We start from the raw sequence: 19,159 nt of genomic DNA on the forward strand, positions 1-19,159 counted from the left end.
CCGCTCGCCGACTGAACGACACGAACGAGGTGTTCGCCATGCCCACGCAGCCTTCCGACGTCCCCCTGGACCCGGCGCCGCAGAGCGCTGGGGACCCCGCCCCCGTCCTCGGCGGCACGGGCGAGGACGCTCCTCCCGCTCCCGACCCGAGCCTCGAGTCGGCCGTCGGCGACGCCGCTCCCGCAGCCGTCCCGGCGGAGCCCGCGCGCACGTCCGGGGTTCCGGTGGAGCCCCGTCTCGCCGAGCCCGAGTCCCCGGACGAGGAGCTCGCCCGCCTGCGCGCGCAGGTCGACTCCCTCCTCAACGACCCCTTCGACGAGTGGGTCGAGCGGATCCAGGTGGGCGGAGTGACCGCCTCCGGCTTCGAGCGCACCCTCTCCTGGCGGGTGACGAAGCCGCTCCGCCTGGTGCGCACCTTCCAGATCCGCGTCGAGCAGCTCGGGCTGTCGGGCGCCGTCGGCCACAGCGCGCGCTTCGTGAAGCGCCGCCTGTCCGGTCGGGCGCGATGAGCGACCGGTCGCAGGTCTCGGCCGCCGGCTCGGCCGCCGCGCGCGCCCACCGCACGGAGGCGATGCTGCAGCGCCTGGAGCAGATCGGCGCGCTCCTCTTCGACGAGGAGCGCCGCGCCTCGCTGCGCACCCGCGGGCCCGGCCCGTACCTCGACGAGGTGGCCCGAGAGATCCGCTCGCGCCAGGACGACGAGCTGACCTGGGTCGCGCTGGTGTCGTTCACGGCCGCGTACCCGACGAGCGAGCTGTTCGACTGGTTCCGCCGCGCCCTCGAGCTCGCCCCCGAGGAGGCGGCGCTGCGCATCTTCCTCGAGGCGGGCTCCCGCACCGCGACCGGGTTCGCCGATCTGGACGCCCGCGTCGAGGTCGTCACCGGGGCCGTCCTGATCGACGTCGACTTCCCCGCCCGCCACGGGCACAACACCGGCGTCCAGCGGGTCGTGCGCCAGACCGTGTCCCGCTGGGACGCCGAGCACGAGATCGTCCCGGTCGCCTGGGTCCACGGATCGATGTCCTTCCGGCGGCTGAGCGCGATCGAGCACGAGCGCGTCGTCGACTGGTCCTCCGCCGGGCGGCGCGACTGGGAGCACGGCGATCCGGAGCGCATCGAGTTCGTCGTGCCCTACCGCAGCGTCGTCGTCATCCCCTCGGTGCCCGACTACAACCAGTGCGGGCCGCTCGCGGCCCTCGCCGAGTACTCCGGCAACGAGGTCGTCGTCCTCGGCCACGACGCCATCCCCGTCGTCAGCGCCGACACGGTGCCGCCGGAGGAGACGGTGCGCTTCGTCAACTTCCTTTCCGTGGTCAAGCACGCCGAGCGCGTCGCCACGGTGAGCGCCGCGGCCGCGCTGGAGTTCGAGGGCTTCGTGCGAGCGCTCCCCGCTCAGGGCCTCACCGGCCCGACCGTCGTCCCGGTCCCGTTGCCCGTGGAGCTCCCGGACGGCCTTCGCTCCGAGGGCCGGAGCGCGTCCGGCCTGCCGCTCGTGCTCTGCGTCGGCAGCCAGGAGCCCCGCAAGAACCACCTCGCGGTGCTGCACGCCGCCGAGGTCCTCTGGCGCGAGGGCCTGCGCTTCCGCGTCCGCTTCATCGGCGGGGCCAACCCATGGGCGCACCAGGTCTTCGATCCCCGCGTGCGCGAGCTGGTCGCCGCCGGACGCCCGGTCGAGGTGCTCCGCGGAGCCGACGACGACGTCCTGATCGCGAGCTACCGGGAGGCGCTGTTCCTGGCGTTCCCGTCGCTGCACGAGGGGTACGGCCTGCCGGTCGCCGAGGCGCTGTCGATCGGGCTCCCCGTGCTGACCTCGCGCTACGGCAGCACGGCGCAGATCGCCGAGCACGGCGGATGCGTCCTGATCGACCCGGAGTCCGACGAGGAGATCACCGACGGCATGCGCCGCCTGCTGACGTCGCCGGAGCTCGTCGACGAGCTCCGCCTCGAGGCGGCCGAGCGGCCCGAGCGCACCTGGGACGACTACGCCCGGGAGCTGTGGGCCGCCCTGATCGGCCCCTCGGCCCTCATCGAGCACGAGGAGGCGCCCCGTGCGCTCTAAGCAGTACCTGGTCGACCGTCTCGCCACCCTGGTGCGCACCCTGGCCCCCACCGTGGAGCCGCTGGGCAGCGTCGACGCCCTCACGGGACAGCTGAGCGTTCTGCTGCCCGCCCCCACCGACCGCGAGGTCTGGCTGGTGCTCGCCGTCCTCCGCGGCACGCTCCCGCGCCGGGAGGACGTCGTCGACGGCCGCCGCCGGGCCCGGCTGGACGGCACCGCCGGTCTGCTCACCCACGCCGCGTCCACCATCGCCTCGAACCGGGTCTTCGCCCGCTTCCACCACCCCGAGGTCGAGGTGGTCGTCGGCGCGGTCGTCGTCGACGTTCACCACACCGCGCGCACGGGACTGGCCACGGGCATCCAGCGCGTGGTGCGCCAGAGCCTCGTCCGCTGGACGCGCGACCACGAGATCCTGCTCGCCGGCTGGGACTCGACCCACGAGTCGCTCGTCATGCTCACCCCGGAGCAGAGCCGGAACGCCGTCTCGGGCGACGTGCCCGACGCCGCGGAGGACCGCTCCCGCGTGATCGTCCCGTGGCAGGGCACCTACCTCCTGCCCGAGCTCGCCGTGGAGGACGAGCGGACGTCGCGCGTCTCCGCTCTGGCCGAGTTCAGCGGCAACCGCACGGGCACCATCGGCTTCGACTGCGTGCCTGTCACCACCGCCGAGACGGCGAGCACCGGCATCAGTGCCGCCTTCTCGCGCACGCTCGTCGCCGTGTCGCACATGGACCGCATCGCGACCATCTCCGAGGCGGCCGCGACCGAGTACTCCGGCTGGCGCCACATGCTCGGCAGCGTCGGGATGCAGGGGCCGGACATCCGGCCGATCCTGCTGCCCTCGCAGCCGGAGAGCGTCTCGGACGAGGAGCTGGCCACCGCCGCGCGCTCGCTGGTGACCGGCGACCTCCCGCTCGTCGTCTGCGTCGGCAGCCACGAGCCGCGGAAGAACCACCTGGCGGTGCTCCAGGCCGCCGAGCTGCTCTGGCGCCGGGGCGTTCGCTTCAGCCTGGTCTTCATCGGCGGCAACGCCTGGAGCAGCGCCGAGTTCGAGTACCGACTCGAGGTCCTCGAGGGCCAGGGCCGTCCGGTCCGCTCGCTCTCCAAGATCACCGACGCGCTGCTCTGGAGCGCCTACCGCCTGGCCCGGTGCACCGTGTTCCCCTCGATCAACGAGGGCTACGGTCTCCCGATCGTGGAGTCGATCTCGGTCGGCACCCCGGTCGTGACCTCCGGCTTCGGCAGCATGCACGAGGTCTCCGCCTCGGGCGGCGCGCTGTTCGTCGATCCGCACGACGACCACGACATCGCCGCGGCCCTCGAGCGGCTGCTGACCGACGACGAGCTGCACGCGCGGCTCTCGGCGGAGGCGCTCGCGATCGACGGCGGCACCTGGGACGAGTACGCCGCCCGCGTCTGGTCGTACCTCGTCGAGGGCGAGGGCGTCGACGAGCGGGGCCGGGCCGCGCAGTCGGACGCGACCGCCTAGGCGTCCTCGACCCACCGCGTGCAGAAGGCCCCCGCTCCAGGAGCGGGGGCCTTCTGCACGCGGTGGGCGCGGCTCAGCGGGAGCGGCGCGCCAGCTCGAGGTCGTTCTCGACCATGCGGGCGACGATCTCCTCGAAGCCGACGGTCGGCGCCCAGCCGAGCACCTCGCGGGCCCGGGAGGCGTCCCCGCGCATCTCGGGGGCGTCCACGGGGCGCGCGAACCGCGGGTCGATCGTGACCCGCTGCTCCCAGTCGTCGATGCCGGCCGCGGTGAAGGCGGCACGGACGAAGTCGCGGACCGAGTGCGCGACTCCGGTCGCCACGACGTAGTCGCCCGCCTCCTCGGCGCGCGAGGCGCGCACGAGGGCGTCCACGTAGTCGGGAGCCCAGCCCCAGTCGCGGCGCGCGTCGAGATTGCCGAGCGAGAGCTCCGACTCGGCGCCCGTCGCGATCGCCGCGACTCCGGCGGTGATCTTGCGGGTGACGAAGCCCAGCGGCCGTCGGGGCGACTCGTGGTTGTAGAGGATGCCGGACGAGGCGTGCAGCCCGCGGCCGCGGTAGACCGCGACGAGGTGGTGCGCGAACGCCTTCGCGGCTCCGTAGGGCGAGACCGGGCGGATCGGGGTCCGCTCGGTCTGCGGGTTCTCGGTCGCGGCCCCGAAGATCTCGGAGGACGAGGCCTGGACGAAGCGGACCTCCCGGCCCGCCGACTCCTGGAGCGCCAGCGAGGCCTCCAGGAGCGCGGCGACCGCGGTGCCGGTCACCTCGGCCGTGAGCACGGGCTCCTTCCACGAGAGCGCGACGGAGGAGAGGCCGGCGAGGTGGAAGACCGTGTCCGGCCGCGCCTCCGCGACGATGCGGCCGAGGCCGGAGGCGTCGCGGAGATCGCCCTCGAAGGGGCGGACGGCGGCGGGAAGAGCGGCGTCGTCGGTCCCGCGCACGAGCGCGGAGACCTCCCAGCCGTCGGCGAGCAGGCGCTCGACGAGGTAGCCCCCGTCCTGACCGCTCGCTCCGGTGACGAGAGCGGCAGGCATGACTACTTGATCAGCGCGGACTGCTCGGCGAGGTCGTTCTCGACCATCATCGCCACGAGCTCGGGGAACGAGACCTTCGGCTCCCAGCCGAGTACGTCGCGCGCCTTCGCCGGGTCGCCGATCAGCAGGTCCACCTCGGCGGGACGCATGAACGCGGGGTTCTGGGTCACGTACGGGGTCCAGTCCTCGATGCCGACGTGGTTGAAGGCGATGTCGAGGTACTCGCGGATCTCGTGGGTCTCGCCGGTCGCGACCACGTAGTCGTCGCCCTCGGGCTGCTGCAGCATGCGCCACATCGCGTCGACGTAGTCGCCGGCGAAGCCCCAGTCGCGCTTCGCGTCGAGGTTGCCGAGCTCCAGCGTCTCCTGGAGGCCGAGCTTGATGCGGGCGACCGCGAGGCTGATCTTGCGGGTGACGAACTCCGGGCCGCGGCGGGGCGACTCGTGGTTGAAGAGGATGCCGGAGGAGGCGTGCATGCCGTACGACTCGCGGTAGTTGATGGTCATGTAGTGGCCGAAGACCTTGGCCACTCCGTAGGGCGAGCGCGGCCAGAGCAGCGTCTCCTCGCTCTGCGGGACCTGCTGGACCTTGCCGAACATCTCGGAGGAGGAGGCCTGGTAGAACTTCACGCGCGACATGTCGGAGCCGGCGTAGAGGCGGGTCGCCTCGAGGATGTTGAGCACGCCCTTGCCGGTCACATCGGTGGTGAGCGACGCGTTCTCCCACGAGTAGGCGACGAATGAGATCGCACCGAGGTTGTAGACCTCGTCGGGCTGGGCGGCGGCGAGCACGCGCACGAGGCTCGACACGTCGGTCAGGTCGCCGGTGAGCAGGGTCACCTCGGGCACGGTGCGGCGGACCAGCTCGTACTTGGGGTTGTTCTGCCCGCGGACGAGCCCGAAGACCTCGTAGCCCTTCGAGAGGAGGAGCTCGGCGAGGTAGAGGCCGTCCTGGCCGGTGATTCCGGTGATCAAAGCGCGGGGCACGTGGTGGTCCAATTCGTCGGGGTCGATGACAGCGGGACACATACTACCCACGGGCACGGCCGGGCGCCGGGAGCGGTGCGGCCCGCCGGTATCCTGGCCGGGCTTCGGACCGATTGGACGCCATGCCGGAACTCCGCCCCGTCACGCTCGCCGTGCTCACCGTCGACCCGGGCGGGATGGGCGGCGGCGAGACCTACGCGCGCGCGCTCACGCGCCTCCTGGCGCCGCGGCCGGGGGAGGAGGGACCCGCCGTGCAGGTGCTCGTCCCCGAGAACGCCCGCGGCTTCAGCGAGGGCGTGCCCGAGGTCGTGGCCGAAGGGGTCGTCAGCGGGGCGGGCCACCGCCGCCGGGCCGTGGGGATGCTCCAGGCGCTCCTGCGCACGCCGCGCCTGCGCCGGCGCCTCGGCCGGGACGCGGTGCTCTACTTCCCGTTCACGGTCCCGCTCCCGTGGCCGTCGCGGCGGCAGGGGCACGTGCAGATGCTGTTCGACCTGCAGCACCGCGACCTCCCGCACCTCTTCCCCCGCGTCGAGCGCGTCTTCCGCCGGCTCGCCTACGAGGCGACCGCTCGCCGCGCCGACGCGGTCATCACCATCAGCGCCTTCACCAAGGGGCGGATCGTCGAGCTGCTGGGCATCCCGGAGGAGCGGATCCACGTGTCGCATCTCGGCGTGGACACCCGGCGCTTCGTCGCGAATCTGGGCACACGCGAGGACTTCGTCTTCTACCCGGCGCGCGCCTGGCCGCACAAGAACCACGCCCGCCTGTTCGAGGCGGTGCGCCTCCTGCGGGAGCAGGGGCACGCCCTCCGGCTCGTGCTGACCGGAGGGGATCTGGACCGCCTCGGCCCGCTGCCGGACTTCGTCGAGTGGCGCGGCCACGTCACTCCGGAGGAGCTCGCCGACCTCTACCGCCGAGCCGCGGTGCTGGCGTTCCCGAGCCTCTACGAGGGCTTCGGCCTCCCGCCGATCGAGGCGATGGCGTCCGGATGCCCGGTGGCCGCCTCCGACGCGGGCTCGCTCCCGGAGATCTGCGGGAACGCCGCGGTCTACGTCGATCCGCTCGAGCCGCGCTCGATCGCGGACGGGATCCTCGAGGCGATCGAGCGGACCGGCGAGCTCGGCCCGCTCGGCGTCGAGCGCGCCCGGTCCTTCAGCTGGGAGCGCTGCCGGGAGGAGCACCTCGCCGTGCTCCGCCAGGTGGCGCGGCGGCGCGGGCGCTGAGGAGTCCGGTCAGTCCCGCGGGTGCAGGAGCCGGCGCCAGCTCAGTCCCTGGGCCGCGCGCATCGCGCAGAGCACCACGAGCAGCCAGCCGGCGTCGAGCAGGATCGAGCTCTCGGCCAGCGCGGTGACCATCAGCACGGTCAGCACCAGCACCGGCCAGACGTGCACGACCGCCTTGCGCTCGGAGGCGATCAGCCAGGAGCGCCAGAGCGCGAGGCCGATCAGCACGACGAAGAGGACCACCCCGACCGCGCCGACCTGCAGGGCCACGTCGAAGAGCGCGTTGAGGCTCGACGAGTGCGGGCGGCCCGAGAGGTAGTCGATGGCGGTGAAGGGGTAGAGGTCGGGCCGCCAGTAGCCCACCCAGCCCCAGCCGACGATCGGAGCGAGGTCCGTGAAGCGCCAGACCTGCTGCCAGAGCCGCAGCCGGAACTCGAACTCGCTGCCCGCGTTCAGCAGCTCGATCACCCGGTAGCGCAGGAGCCACACGGTGAGGGAGGCCGCGGCGGCGACGCCGAGCACCGCGAACTGCCGCCGACGGCGGTGGGCGCCGTCGCCGTGGCGCACCCAGCGCAGAGCGAGGGCGACGACGACGGCCACGGCGAGCACGCCCGCGCTCACGGCGGAGCGCGTGAAGAGGAGGGTGACCGCGGCGAGGGCGATCGAGGCGACGGCCGGCCCGCGGGCGACGGAGCGGGTCATCAGCTCCACCGAGAACGTCACGATCGCCAGCAGGCAGACCAGCCCGAGCTGGTTGCGCGTGCCGACGAGTCCCTGGATCGGCCCGCCGACCGCGAGCAGACCCTCCACGCCGAGGAAGCGCAGCGGCTGGTCGATCAGCACCCCCGAGAGCACCTCCACGGCCAGCGAGGCGATCAGCACGACCCGCAGCACGTCGCCGACCGAGCGGATGATCTGGATGATGTCGCGCGTGAGGCCGATCGCGATCGCCAGGAACGCCAGGGCGAACTGGTAGACGACGCTCGAGACCGTGGCCCAGGTGTAGTCGCTCCACAGCACGCTGAGCGCGATCCAGCCGAGGAACACCAGGATGCTCGTGGGCAGCAGGCCCTCCCAGTCGAGCCGCCCGCGCCGCAGGACGAGCATGACCGCGGCGAGGGCGGTGAGCGTGGCGACGGCGGCGATGTAGCCGGGCCAGCCGATGAGCCCGCGGACCGCCGGGGCGCAGAGGACGGTGACGAGAGTGGTCTGCGCGAGGGCCGCCGCGAACTGCGGGGACGCCGTCGCGTCGGCGACGGAGGCGGGGAGCGAGGGGCGGCGGGGCCTCATCGCCTCGGGGAGGCGTCGGCGAGGGGGAGCGGGGTCGCGGCGAGGACCTCGGGCGTCTCGGTCGCCGGTCGCTTGGTCTGCACCGCGAAGAGGACGAGGAGCAGCCAGCCTCCCTCGATCAGGATCCGGCTCTCGAACAGCGACTGCGCCAGGAGGGCGACCACGATCAGCAGCGGAGCGAGGCTGACGGCCGTGTAGGGGAGGGTCGAGGTCGCGTCGCGCCGCGGGCGGTCGACCGCGCGGAACCAGGAGCGCCACAGCGTCGAGACGGCGAGCGCCGCGAAGAGGACGAGGCCGACCGCTCCGAGCTGGAGGGCGACGTCGAGCCAGGCGTCGTGGGCCTGCAGGTAGAGCACGCCCTTGCGCTCGGCGAGGGTGTCGAACGGGGCGGCCCAGGGAGCCCAGTAGCTGACCCAGCCCCAGCCGAGGACCGGGCGCTGCAGCGTGAGCGCGATCACCGAGTCCCAGATGTCGAGGCGGCCCGTGGCGTCCTCGCTCTTGCCGAGCAGGCCGAGGAGGGCGCCCCAGCCCGCGGCGCCTCCGGCGACGGCGGCCACCGCCAGCCCCGCGGCGGTCAGGTAGACGGGACGGCGGCGGGACTCGCCCCTCCGGCGAGCCCAGAGCGCGAACGCGGCCGCGAGGACGACGGCGACGAGGCAGAGCAGGACGGTGGCCGAGCGGGTGAGCAGGAGGGTCGCGACGAACAGGGCGACCCAGACCGCTCCCCAGCGGCGCCGGACCGAGTGGGCCGCCAGCTCGATCGCGATCACGATCAGGCCGAGCAGGGCGAGGAAGCCGAGGAGGTTGCGGTTGCCGACGATCCCCTGGACGGGCTCGCCGGTGAAGAGGGCTGCCTGCGACCAGTAGAAGGCGTCGGGCGTCGGTCCGTCGGCGGGAGGCTCGACGCCGAACGGCAGGACGGGCTGCCGCACGACGACCGCGATCACGAGCTCGAAGAGGAGCGAGAGGCCGACGGAGAGGCGCAGGGCCCGTCCGAGAGCCGTGAGCAGTTCCCGGCTGCTCAGCGTGACGGCGAGGACGACGCCGCCGAGCGTCGTCGCGAGCTGCGCCGTGACTCCGATCGCGCTCGCTCCCGGATAGGCGGACCACAGCAGCGAGAGCACCGCGAGCCCGAGGAAGAGGACCAGCGACTTCGGCGTGCGGGCCCAGCGCGGGCGGGGGCGGGCGCGGACGAGCACGGCGATCGAGGCGCCCAGGAGCAGCGCGACGACGACGCCCCAGCCCCACCATCCGGCGAGGTTCCGCAGCGACTGGCCGGCCAGCAGCACGGCCAGCACCGCCACCGCGAGCGCTCGGGGAGCGGCGGGGGCGGCGCGTCGGATCATGGCGACCAGTCTAGGGAGCGGGGGCGGCGCGGCGGCGTGCCGGGCGCGCCGCCGCACCCTCCCCGGCCGGGGAGGCTCAGACGAACGCAGCGGTGCCGGTGATCGAGCGGCCGACGATCAGCGTGTTCATCTCGCGGGTGCCCTCGTAGGAGTAGAGGGCCTCCGCGTCGGCGAAGAAGCGGGCGACGCCGTAGTCGAGGACGATGCCGTTGCCGCCCATCACCTCGCGGCACCAGGCGACGGTCTCGCGCATCCGGGCCGTCGCGTAGGCCTTCGCGAGGGCGGAGTGCTCGTCGCGCTGCTCGCCGGCGTCGAGCATCTCGGACACGCGGGTCGCCAGGGCGATGCTGGCCGTGATGTTGCCGATGCTCTTGACCAGGAGGTCCTGCACCAGCTGGTGCCCGACGAGCGGCTTGCCGAACTGCACGCGCTCCTTCGCGTAGCGCAGCGCCGCGTCGTAGGCGCCGATCGCGACGCCGATGGCCTGCCAGGCGACCTCGGCACGGGTGAGCCGGAGCACCTTCGCGGTGTCGCGGAACGAGTTCGCGCCCTGCAGGCGCAGCGACTCCGGGACGCGGACGCCCTCGAGCACGATGTCGGCGTTCTGCACCGTGCGCAGGCTCTGCTTGCGCGCGATGGCGGTGGCGCGGTAGCCCGGTGTCGAGGTGGGGACGAGGAAGCCCTTCACCTGGCCGTCCTCCGCGTCCTTCGCCCAGATCACGGTCACGTCGCTGAAGGTCGCATTGCCGATCCAGCGCTTCTCGCCGTCGAGGATCCAGTCGTCGCCGTCCCGGCGGGCGGTGGTGCGCAGGCCCTGGGCGGAGTCGGAGCCGGAGTGCGGCTCGGTGAGGCCGAAGGCGCCGACGACCTCGCCCGAGGCGAGCTTCGGCAGCCACTCGGCGCGCTGCTCCTCGGAGCCGGCGACGCCGACCGTGCCCATCACCAGGCCGTTCTGCACGCCGACGTAGGTCGCGATGCCCGCGTCCACCCGGCCCAGCTCGAGCGCCACCCAGCCGCGGAACACGGCGGAGTTCTCGATCGCGCGGGTCTCGGGCCAGGAGAGGCCGATGACGCCGGTGGCGTGGATCCCGGGGATCAGCTGCCGTGGGAACTCCGCGCGCTCCCAGTACTCGTCGGCGATCGGCCGCACCTGCTCCTCGAGGAACGCGCGGACGCCGACCAGCAGCTCCTTCTCGGCGGGCGTGAGCGCCGCCTCGAACCCGTAGAAGTCGGCCCCCAGGGTCTCGAAGGTCGTGCTGTCCATGCTCTGTGCTCCCTCGCTCGTCGGATGCGGCACGGCGACCGCTCCGACGGCGACAGTGCTGCGACTCCCAGCGTACGAAGCGCGCCTGCGAGTGCCGCGTCCTCTGGCGGAGAGCACCAACAGGCGGGCCCTCCTCCCGGGCCCGCGTTGTGGATCCTGCTAGCGTCGCAGCGGAGCGGCCCCGGCGCGTCCGGCTGAGCGGCTCGGACCCACCCCTCGGACGGAAGGCCAGCGCTCCCGTGTTCATCCCGATCGGCAACACCCCCCGCGACTACGCCTGGGGCTCGCTCACCGGCATCTCGGAGGCCCTCGGCACCGCGCCCTCCGGCGCCCCCGAGGCCGAGCTCTGGCTCGGCGCGCACCCGGGCTCGCCCGCGCGCGTCCTCGACCCCGCCTCGGTCGGCGTCGGCACGCTCGCCGAGTGGATCGCCGAGCACCCCGAGGCGGCGCTCGCCGGAGTGGAGGGGTCGGTCGATCCGGTCTCGGGCGCTCCCCGTCTGCCGTTCCTGCTCAAGATCCTCGCGGCGGGCGGGCCGCTGTCTCTCCAGGCCCACCCCTCGTCCGAGCGGGCCCGGCGCCGGTTCGTCGAGGAGGAGGAGGCCGGCATCCCGCACGACGCCGCCGATCGCAACTACAAGGACCCGTTCCACAAGCCCGAGCTGATCTACGCGCTCAGCGAGAGCTTCGACGCGCTCTGCGGCTTCCGCGAGCCGGCGGACGCCCGGGCGCTGCTCGCCGAGCTGGCCGGGCGCGCCCCGGCGGAGGAGGCGGCCGCGATCGCGCGGTTCGCCCGGACGCTCGAGGGCGAGCCCTCGGAGGTCCTCCGCGGCGCCGTGTCGTGGCTGCTCGCCGACGGCGACCGCGCCGAGGTCGCCGCGCTGGTGTCCGCGGTCGTCGCGGCGTCCGCGGGCGACGACCGCCTCGAGACGACCACGGTCCGGGACCTGGCCGAGAGCTACCCGGGCGACCCCGGCATCGTGCTCTCGCTCCTGCTCAACCGCGTCCGCCTCGCCCGTGGCGAGGTGCTCTACCTGCCCGCCGGCAACATCCACGCCTACCTCGCGGGCACGGGCGTGGAGCTGATGGCCGCCTCCGACAACGTGCTGCGCGGGGGCCTCACGCCCAAGCACATCGACGTGCCCGAGCTGGTGAGCGTGCTCGAGTTCTCGCCGCTGCCCGTGCCCTACCTCCCGGCCGAGGAGGCCGGGCCGGGCGTGCGCGTCTACCGTCCGGACGTCCCCGACTTCGTGCTCGCCGTCGTGGAGCCCGAGTCGGAGGAGCCGGCCCGCGTCGCCCTGCACGGGCCCGCCATCGCGATCGCGACCGAGGGCTCGTTCTCGCTCGAGGGCGCCGAGGGCTCGGTCCGCGTCGAGCGCGGCGGCAGCGTATTCGTGACCCCGTCGGAGGGCGCTCTCGCCGCCACCGGACGGGGCACGCTCTTCGTCGCGACGGTCTGACCCCTCCAACGACCCGGCCGCTCAGGCGGCGAACGTGCGGCGGTAGGCCGCCGGCGTGGTCCGCAGGACGCGCGTGAAGTGGTGGCGCATCACCGCGGCCGTGCCGAAGCCGACCCGCGCGGCGACCGCCTCGAGGGTCAGCTCCGTCTCCTCCAGCAGCACCTGCGCCCGGAGGAGGCGCTGGCGGGTGAGCCAGGTGAGCGGAGTCGTGCCGAGGTCGGCCCGGAAGCGGCGCGCGAAGGTGCGGGGGGCCATCAGGGCCCGACGGGCCAGCGCCTCGATCGAGAGGTCCTCGTCGAGGTGCTCCAGCATCCACTCGGTGACCTCGGCCAGCGAGTCCGCGCGCGCCTCGGGAACGGGGGTCCGCAGGTACTGCGCCTGCCCGCCGTGGCGCTGCGGGGGCACGACCATCCGCCGGGCGACGACGCTCGCCGCCGTCGCGCCCAGCTCCTCGCGCACCACGTGCAGCGCCGCGTCGATGCCGGCCGCGGTGCCCGCGCTCGTCACGATGCGCCCCTCCTGCACGTAGAGGACCTCGGGGTCCACCGTGACGGAGGGGAAGCGCCGGGCGAGCTCCGCGGCGTGCATCCAGTGCGTGGTCGCGCGCCGGCCGTCGAGCAGGCCCGCCTGCGCCAGGGTGAAGGCCCCGCTGCAGACGCTGAGGATCCACGCGCCGCGCTCGTGAGCCTCGCGGAGAAGGTCGAGGACCCGCTCGTCGGCCGGCCCGCGGCCGTGGGCGGGGACGGCGATCAGGTCCGCGTCCCGGGCCGCGTCGAGACCATCGGCGATCAGCAGGTCGAATCCGAGGCTCGTCCGGACGGGGCCCGGATCGGGAGTGGCGATCCGGAAGTCGAGGGCGGGCCCTCCGTCGGCGCCGCGGTCGATCCCGAACACCTCGCAGACGACCCCGAACTCGAACGGCGCGAGGCCGGGCAGGGCGAGGAGGGCGACGGAGCGGAGCACGGCGGCAGGATATCGCCACCCGTCGTCATCCGGCCTATCCACGCCGTCGATCCCCGCCGCTAGGGTGTCTTCCGGCGCGCGGAGTCGCGGGCCCGCACCGAGGAGGATCCACATGGCATGGCTGGTCACCGGGGGAGCCGGGTACATCGGGGCGCACGTGGTGCGCGCGTTCTCGGAGCAGGGCATCGACCCCGTCGTCCTCGACGACCTCTCCTCGGGGCACGCGTCGTTCGTGCCCGAGGGCGTCCCGTTCCACCAGGGCTCGATCCTCGACGAGGCCCTGCTCGACCGCGTGCTCGCCGAGCACGACATCGAGGGCGTCGTCCACGTCGCCGGGTTCAAGTACGCCGGAGTCTCGGTGCAGCGCCCTCTGCACACCTACGAGCAGAACGTCACCGGCACCATGCGCGTGCTGGCGGCGATGGAGCGCGCCGGGGTCTCCTCGATCGTCTTCTCCTCGAGCGCTGCCGTCTACGGCGCGGTCGACGTCGAGATCGTCACCGAGGACACCCCCAAGAGCCCGGAGTCGCCCTACGGCGAGTCGAAGCTGATCGGCGAGTGGCTGCTCGCGGACGCGGGGCGGGCGCACGGCGTCAGGCACGCCTCCCTGCGCTACTTCAACGTCGTCGGGTCCGGCTACCCGGACGTCTACGACACCAGCCCCCACAATCTCTTCCCCCTCGTCTTCGAGGCGCTGCTGGACGGCCGCACGCCCCGGATCAACGGCGACGACTACCCGACACCGGACGGCACCTGCGTCCGCGACTACATCCACGTCGCCGACCTGGCGCTCGCGCACGTCGCCGCGGCGCGCCGCCTGGCCGCCGGCGAGCCGATCGACCCGGTCTACAACCTGGGCAGCGGATCCGGGGCCTCCGTCGGGGAGATCATGCGCGCGATCGCCGACAGCACCGGCATCGCCTTCACACCCGAGGTCGCCCCGCGGCGGCCGGGCGATCCGCCCCGCATCGTCGCCTCCGGCGCGACAGCGGCCCGCGACCTGGGCTGGGAGATGCGCCACACGGTCGCCGAGATGGTGGAGAGCGCCTGGCGCGCACGGAGCGCCGCGACCGCCTGATCGGATCTCACGTTCGCGACACGCCGGTGTGTCGTGAACCCTCCACGGCGGGTTGAGGGTTTATGGTCCGCGACTTGACCTGAGCGAATGACACCGCTGTAATTACCTAGGCAGCGGCTCCGGGAGGAGCGGCCGCCGATCATCGGTTCGCAGGCGGGGTAGGAGACGGCATGACGCTTCCGGAACAGCACTCCGGAGTCCCCGAGGACTGGTTCGTCGATCCGGTCCGTCTGGGCGTGCCCGGGGTCCGACCCGGGATCGACACCGCGACCGAGGCGCCGGGGGGCGCGCTCTCCTGGCAGGTCGACTCGCTGTGCGCGCAGACCGATCCCGAGGCCTTCTTCCCCGAGAAGGGCGGCTCGACCCGCGACGCCAAGAAGATCTGCACCTCGTGCGAGGTCCGGGCGCAGTGCCTCGAGTACGCGCTCGAGAACGACGAGCGCTTCGGCATCTGGGGCGGCCTCTCCGAGCGCGAGCGCCGGAAGCTGCGCCGCCGGGCCTAGTCCCCTCCTCGCCGCGACCCGACAAACGGGGCGGCGAGCCGCAGGCGGGCGGCGCGGCGGCATCGCTTAGGGTGGTCCGCGATGTATCCACGAGTCACCGCCGTCCTCGTCGCGCGCAACGGCGCGGCCTATCTGGAACGAACCCTCGCGGCCCTGCGGGCGCAGACCCGTCAGCCCGACGCGACGGTGTTCGTCGACGGAGGCTCGAAGGACACGACCGACGAGCTCCTCGCGTCCTGGGGTCCGACGCAGCTCGTGCAGGTCGCCGAGCACCTCCCCTTCGGCCAGGCCGTGGCCCGCGCTGTCCGCGTGATGCAGCCGCCGGCCGGAGAGGACGAGTGGCTGTGGCTGCTCGCGCAGGACTCCGCCCCCGAGCCCGGCGCCCTCGCGGCGCTGCTGGGAGCCGTCGAGGTCGCCCCCTCCGTCGCCGTCGCCGGTCCCAAGATCATGGACTGGACGCGCTCCGGCTACATTCGCAGCTACGGCGAATCGATCACCAAGCACGGCACTACCGTCCACCTCGTCGAGGACGAGCTCGACCAGGGCCAGCACGACTCCACGCCCGACGTCCTGGCCGTCGCCGCCGGCGGCATGCTCGTGCGCCACTCCCTCTGGGAGGAGCTCGGCGGCTTCGACCCCGGCCTGCCGGTCGTCGACGACGCGCTCGACTTCTCGATCCGCACCCGGCTCGCCGGGCACCGGGTCAGCCGCGTGCCGGACGCCCGCGTCACCACCGCCCGCATCGGGCTGCAGCGCCCCGACGGCCGCCGCATCGACAGCGGGGAGCGGCGCCGCGCGCGCCAGCACCGCACCGCGCAGCTGCACCGCCGGCTCGCCTACGCGCCCGTCGCGCTCCTCCTCCTGCACTGGCTCTCGCTCGTCCCCCTGGCGATCGGCCGCGCGGTCGTGCGCCTGCTGCGCAAGCAGCCCGGGCTGGTCGGAGGAGAGCTACTCGCGGCCCTCGTCGTCGCCTTCGGGGGGACGAAGGTGCTGCGGGCCCGCACGGTGCTGCGCTCGTCGAAGAACGTGGGCTGGAAGGCCGTCGCGCCGCTGCGCATCCCGCTGGACGTGGTGCGGCAGCTGCGCTCGGTGCGCCACGACGCCGTGCGCGTGCAGGCCGGGCGGGACCGCCATCCGCTGCACTTCTTCCAGGGCGGGGGAGTGTGGGTCGTCCTCGTCGCCGCGCTCGCCGGCCTGGTGATCTACACGCCGCTCCTCGCTGCTCCCGCGCTCAGCGGCGGCGGTCTGCTGACGCTCTCGCCGACCGTCGGCGAGCTGTGGCGCAACGCGGCCTACGGCTGGCGCGACCTCGGCTCGGGGTTCATCGGCGCGGCGGACCCGTTCGCCGCCGTCCTCGCCGTGCTCGGCTCGCTGACCTTCTGGTCGCCCAGCTACTCGATGGTGCTGCTCTATCTCGTCGCGCTCCCCGCTGCCGCCCTCGGCGCCTGGCTGATGATCGCGCGGCTCACCCCGCGCGCGACCGCCCGCGCCGCCGGAGCCCTCGTCTACATCCTCGCTCCCGCCTTCTTCGCCGCGCAGGCCGACGGGCGCCCCGCCCCGCTGCTGGTGCACGTGCTGCTTCCCTGGCTCTTCTTCGCCGGGTTCGGCGCGTACCGCTCCTGGTCCGCCTCCGCGAGCGCCTCGATCCTGGCTGCGGCCGTCGTCGCGTGCGCGCCGGTGCTGGCCGTGCCGCTCCTGGTGATCTGGCTCGTCGTCGTCGCCACCTCGGGGCGGCGGATCGGCCGCTTCCTCGGCCTGCCGATCCCCGCGGCCGTCCTGCTCTTCCCGCTGGTGGTCGCCCGCGCACCGCGGGGCGACTGGCTCGGCGTCCTCGCGGATCCGGGCGTCCCGCTGCCCTCCGCGCAGTCGGACCTCGTCGCGCTGCTCGCCGGCTTCCCGGCCGGTCTGCCCGACGGATGGCTCGCGTTCCTCGGCGGTCTGGGGATCGGCGCCTCCGCCGCCCCGCTGGTCACGGCCGTGCTCGTCGTGCCGCTGATCGTCGCGGCGCTGGCCGCCCTCCTCCTCCCGAACAACCTCTCGGCCCTCGGCGGCGTCGGCGTCGCGGCGGCGGGTCTCGTGACCGCCTCGCTCGCCCAGGGCGTGCAGGTCGCGACCACCGGCTCCGAGGCGGTCTCCGTCTGGAGCGGCACCGGTCTCAGCCTCTACTGGCTCGGCCTGGTGATCGGCGCGTCGCTCTCGCTCGCCGCCGTGCGCTCGGTGCGCGTGGTGCCGGCGCTCGTCGTCACGGCCGCGGCGGCAGCACTGGTCGGTCCGCTCGTGGTGGCCTTCCCGACCGGCGCCGGCACGTCGGTGTCGACCACGTCGGACCGCTCGCTCCCCGCCTACGTGGCGGCCGAGGCCCGGAACGACCCGCGGGTGGGCACGATCGTGCTCGTCCCGCAGGCGGACGGCGGCGTCCTCGCCCGGCTGGAGCGCGGAGCGGGCGCGACCCTCGACCAGCAGTCGACCCTCGCGAACACCGGCGCCGAGAGCACGGACGCGATCGACGAGCTGGCGGGCAACCTCGTTTCGCGGACGGGCTACGACGTCCCCTCCGCGCTCGAGAGCCTCGGCGTGCGCTTCGTCGTGCTGACCGCGCCGGCCGGCACCCAGGTCGGCGACGCGGCCGCCGCCGTGCGCGCGCGGGCGGCCGTCTCCCTCGACGGCAACGCGGCGTTCTCGGCCGTCGGCGACACCCGCTACGGGCTCCTCTGGACGGCCGTCGACACCGAGGGGACCCGCACCGAGGCCGCTCCGTCCGGCGTGGTCGGGCCCTTCGGGATCGCCTACACGATCGCCCTCCTCCTCGTCTTCGTCGTCGCCCTCCTGCTGGCGGTGCCCACCGGGCTCTCGCTCGAGCGGGGCCGCTCCAGCGGCGCGGTCGCCGGGATCGACGACGAGCCGGGCGAGGCCACCGGCCAGTTCGACGACGGGAACGACGATGTCTGACCCCGCCGACCAGGAGAAGCAGATGCCCGAGTCCTCCGCCCGCCGCTCCCGCGCGGAGCGCCGCGCCGATCGCGCCGCGGCCTCGACGCCCGATCGCGCACCCTCGGCCGCCCGTCGGCGCCGGACGGCCCTGCGCGGTGCGGTGGGCGCGGCCGGAGTCGTGATCGCCGCGGCCGCCGTGGTCGTGCCCCAGCTCCTCCCGTCCCCCCTGGTCTCGAGCGCCGCGGAGGGCGTCGTCGTGACGCCCGTCGCGGCCGACAGTTCGCTGGTCTGCGGCGGCGATCTGATCGACGCCGGAGAGCCGGAGCAGCTGCGCGCCCTCGACGGCGCGGCGACCGCAGTCCGGCCCGAGGGCTCCACCTCGGACCCCACGGTCCTCGACGAGGACGATGTCGCCGCACCGGGCACCGGCATCACCGGTCTGAGCGTGCCCGCGGGCTCCGACCCCGCTCCCGGTGGAGCCACCGTCCAGGCCATCGGCACGGACACCCTCTCCGGACTGTCCGCCCGCGCCTGCGCCGAGCCCTCGGCCGACAGCTGGCTCGTGGCCGGCTCGACCGACGTCGGGCGCACCTCCGTGCTGATCCTGGCGAACCCGAGCGAGGTCGCCTCCACCGTCGACCTCACGCTCTTCTCCGAGACCGGCACCGTCCAGGCCACCGGCGCCACGGGCATCGTCGTTCCGGCCGGAGCGGTCCGCGCGCTCCCGCTCGCGGGGCTCGCCCCCGGGGTCGTCCAGCCCGTCGTGCACGTGACCGCCCGTGGCGGCGAGGTCGCCGCGAGCATGCAGAGCAGCGCCATCTCCGGGCTCACCCCGGAGGGCGTCGAGACCACCGGCCCCTCCGCCGGCCCGGACACGCTCGCCGTGATCGCCGGCTTCACCGTCACGTCGCCTCCGGCCGAGACCGCGAGCGACGACGGCAGCGGTGGCGCGGGCAGCCCCGTGCTGCGCATCCTCACCCCCGGCGACGCCGACAGCACGGTCTCGGTCGAGGTCACCAACGAGGACCCGAGCGGGTCGGGCGCCTCCACCCAGGTCGTCGTCCCCGCCGGCCTCGTCGGCGAGGTCCCGCTCACGGGCCTGGCGGACGGCTCCTACCGCATCGTCCTGCGGGCCGATCAGCCGATCGTCGCGGCGGGGCGGACGACCTCGACCGGCTCGGCCGGCACGGACTTCGCCTGGTTCGCCTCCGGCACCGCGACCACGACGCCCTTCGGCGTCGCCGGAACGAGCGAGGGCGACGCGCGGCTGCACCTGGTCAACGGCAGCGACTCGACCGCCTCGGTCGAGATCGAGGCACCGGGCGGCACCCGCACCCTCGAGCTCGGCCCGTTCGCGGCTCTCGCGACCCCGCTGGACGGCGACGGCGCGGTCGTCAGCAGCACTCAGCCGGTGCAGGCCTCAATCTCGATCGCGCGCGACGGGCGGATCGCCTCGTACACGATCGTCCCGCCGGGACCGCTCTCCTCGCCGATCACGGTCTACTCGCACTGAGTCGCGGGGCGGCGGCGCCTCGGC

The 19,159-nt window shown here is 74.0% G+C and carries 15 protein-coding genes; 9 read left to right on the forward strand and 6 right to left on the reverse strand.

All coding sequences use genetic code 11. The features are described from left to right. The first annotated feature begins 38 nt into the window (after positions 1 to 38). From C5D50_RS09375 to C5D50_RS09385, 3 genes are read left to right on the forward strand one after another with little or no spacing between them, the layout of a single operon-like run. Positions 39 to 509 (forward strand): hypothetical protein, encoded by a 471-nt coding sequence (locus C5D50_RS09375; RefSeq protein ID WP_104283350.1) that lies wholly within the window; start codon positions 39 to 41, stop codon positions 507 to 509. Then, positions 506 to 2,059 carry a glycosyltransferase gene (locus C5D50_RS09380; RefSeq protein WP_104223151.1) on the forward strand — a complete coding sequence of 518 codons (1,554 nt, stop codon included), beginning with the start codon at positions 506 to 508 and terminating at the stop codon, positions 2,057 to 2,059. Before C5D50_RS09375 ends, C5D50_RS09380 begins: the two co-directional genes overlap by 4 nt. Next, positions 2,049 to 3,548 carry a glycosyltransferase family 1 protein gene (locus tag C5D50_RS09385; RefSeq protein WP_104283351.1) on the forward strand — a complete coding sequence of 500 codons (1,500 nt, stop codon included), beginning with the start codon at positions 2,049 to 2,051 and terminating at the stop codon, positions 3,546 to 3,548. Before C5D50_RS09380 ends, C5D50_RS09385 begins: the two co-directional genes overlap by 11 nt. A 73-nt stretch (positions 3,549 to 3,621) precedes the next feature. On the opposite strand, the gene C5D50_RS09390 is transcribed toward C5D50_RS09385, so the two are convergent. Both C5D50_RS09390 and C5D50_RS09395 read right to left on the reverse strand, forming a co-directional pair. Then, positions 3,622 to 4,581 carry a GDP-mannose 4,6-dehydratase gene (locus C5D50_RS09390; RefSeq protein ID WP_104283352.1) on the reverse strand — a complete coding sequence of 320 codons (960 nt, stop codon included), beginning with the start codon at positions 4,579 to 4,581 and terminating at the stop codon, positions 3,622 to 3,624. A 2-nt stretch (positions 4,582 to 4,583) separates the two neighbouring features. Further along, positions 4,584 to 5,567, reverse strand: a complete 984-nt coding sequence (locus tag C5D50_RS09395) for a GDP-mannose 4,6-dehydratase (protein ID WP_104275317.1) — start codon at positions 5,565 to 5,567, stop codon at positions 4,584 to 4,586. 122 nt (positions 5,568 to 5,689) lie between these two features. Between C5D50_RS09395 and C5D50_RS09400 the strand changes: the two genes are divergently transcribed. Further along, positions 5,690 to 6,790: a glycosyltransferase family 1 protein gene (locus tag C5D50_RS09400; protein WP_104283353.1), complete on the forward strand. Its 1,101-nt coding sequence runs from the start codon at positions 5,690 to 5,692 to the stop codon at positions 6,788 to 6,790. Between the two features lie 9 nt (positions 6,791 to 6,799). On the opposite strand, the gene C5D50_RS09405 is transcribed toward C5D50_RS09400, so the two are convergent. The 3 genes from C5D50_RS09405 to C5D50_RS09415 all read right to left on the reverse strand — a co-directional run bounded on the left by C5D50_RS09405 (position 6,800) and on the right by C5D50_RS09415 (position 10,690). Continuing rightward, a complete protein-coding gene (locus C5D50_RS09405) occupies positions 6,800 to 8,080 on the reverse strand; it encodes an O-antigen ligase (protein WP_104288995.1) in 1,281 nt (426 codons plus the stop codon). Continuing rightward, on the reverse strand, positions 8,077 to 9,426 hold the full coding sequence (locus C5D50_RS09410) for an O-antigen ligase (RefSeq protein ID WP_104283357.1): 1,350 nt from the start codon (positions 9,424 to 9,426) through the stop codon (positions 8,077 to 8,079). Before C5D50_RS09410 ends, C5D50_RS09405 begins: the two co-directional genes overlap by 4 nt. 76 nt (positions 9,427 to 9,502) lie before the next feature. Next, complete coding sequence (locus C5D50_RS09415) at positions 9,503 to 10,690, reverse strand: acyl-CoA dehydrogenase family protein (RefSeq protein WP_104255244.1); 1,188 nt, start codon at positions 10,688 to 10,690, stop codon at positions 9,503 to 9,505. Positions 10,691 to 10,929: 239 nt separating this feature from the next. Here C5D50_RS09415 and manA point away from each other — a divergent pair, with 239 nt between their 5' ends. Beyond that, positions 10,930 to 12,147 (forward strand): mannose-6-phosphate isomerase, class I, encoded by a 1,218-nt coding sequence (manA, locus tag C5D50_RS09420; RefSeq protein ID WP_104283358.1) that lies wholly within the window; start codon positions 10,930 to 10,932, stop codon positions 12,145 to 12,147. A gap of 21 nt (positions 12,148 to 12,168) precedes the next feature. Here the strand turns inward: manA and C5D50_RS09425 are convergent, their stop codons facing one another. Next, positions 12,169 to 13,110 (reverse strand): GlxA family transcriptional regulator, encoded by a 942-nt coding sequence (locus C5D50_RS09425; RefSeq protein WP_104283359.1) that lies wholly within the window; start codon positions 13,108 to 13,110, stop codon positions 12,169 to 12,171. Between the two features lie 112 nt (positions 13,111 to 13,222). Here C5D50_RS09425 and galE point away from each other — a divergent pair, with 112 nt between their 5' ends. The 4 genes from galE (at position 13,223) to C5D50_RS09445 (ending at position 19,135) form a co-directional block, all read left to right on the forward strand. Beyond that, the gene (galE, locus tag C5D50_RS09430) at positions 13,223 to 14,188 is read left to right on the forward strand and encodes a UDP-glucose 4-epimerase GalE (RefSeq protein ID WP_104232806.1); all 966 of its coding nucleotides are present in this window, start codon (positions 13,223 to 13,225) and stop codon (positions 14,186 to 14,188) included. Positions 14,189 to 14,358: 170 nt separating this feature from the next. Continuing rightward, positions 14,359 to 14,691 carry a WhiB family transcriptional regulator gene (locus tag C5D50_RS09435; protein ID WP_104224145.1) on the forward strand — a complete coding sequence of 111 codons (333 nt, stop codon included), beginning with the start codon at positions 14,359 to 14,361 and terminating at the stop codon, positions 14,689 to 14,691. A gap of 81 nt (positions 14,692 to 14,772) precedes the next feature. Further along, on the forward strand, positions 14,773 to 17,640 hold the full coding sequence (locus tag C5D50_RS09440) for a glycosyltransferase family 2 protein (protein ID WP_104283360.1): 2,868 nt from the start codon (positions 14,773 to 14,775) through the stop codon (positions 17,638 to 17,640). Further along, positions 17,633 to 19,135 (forward strand): DUF5719 family protein, encoded by a 1,503-nt coding sequence (locus C5D50_RS09445; RefSeq protein ID WP_146086912.1) that lies wholly within the window; start codon positions 17,633 to 17,635, stop codon positions 19,133 to 19,135. The genes C5D50_RS09440 and C5D50_RS09445 overlap by 8 nt, the downstream gene beginning before the upstream one ends. The last annotated feature ends 24 nt before the right edge of the window (positions 19,136 to 19,159 follow it).

Source organism: Rathayibacter sp. RFBD1 (assembly GCF_002932915.1).
Taxonomy (GTDB): domain Bacteria; phylum Actinomycetota; class Actinomycetes; order Actinomycetales; family Microbacteriaceae; genus Rathayibacter.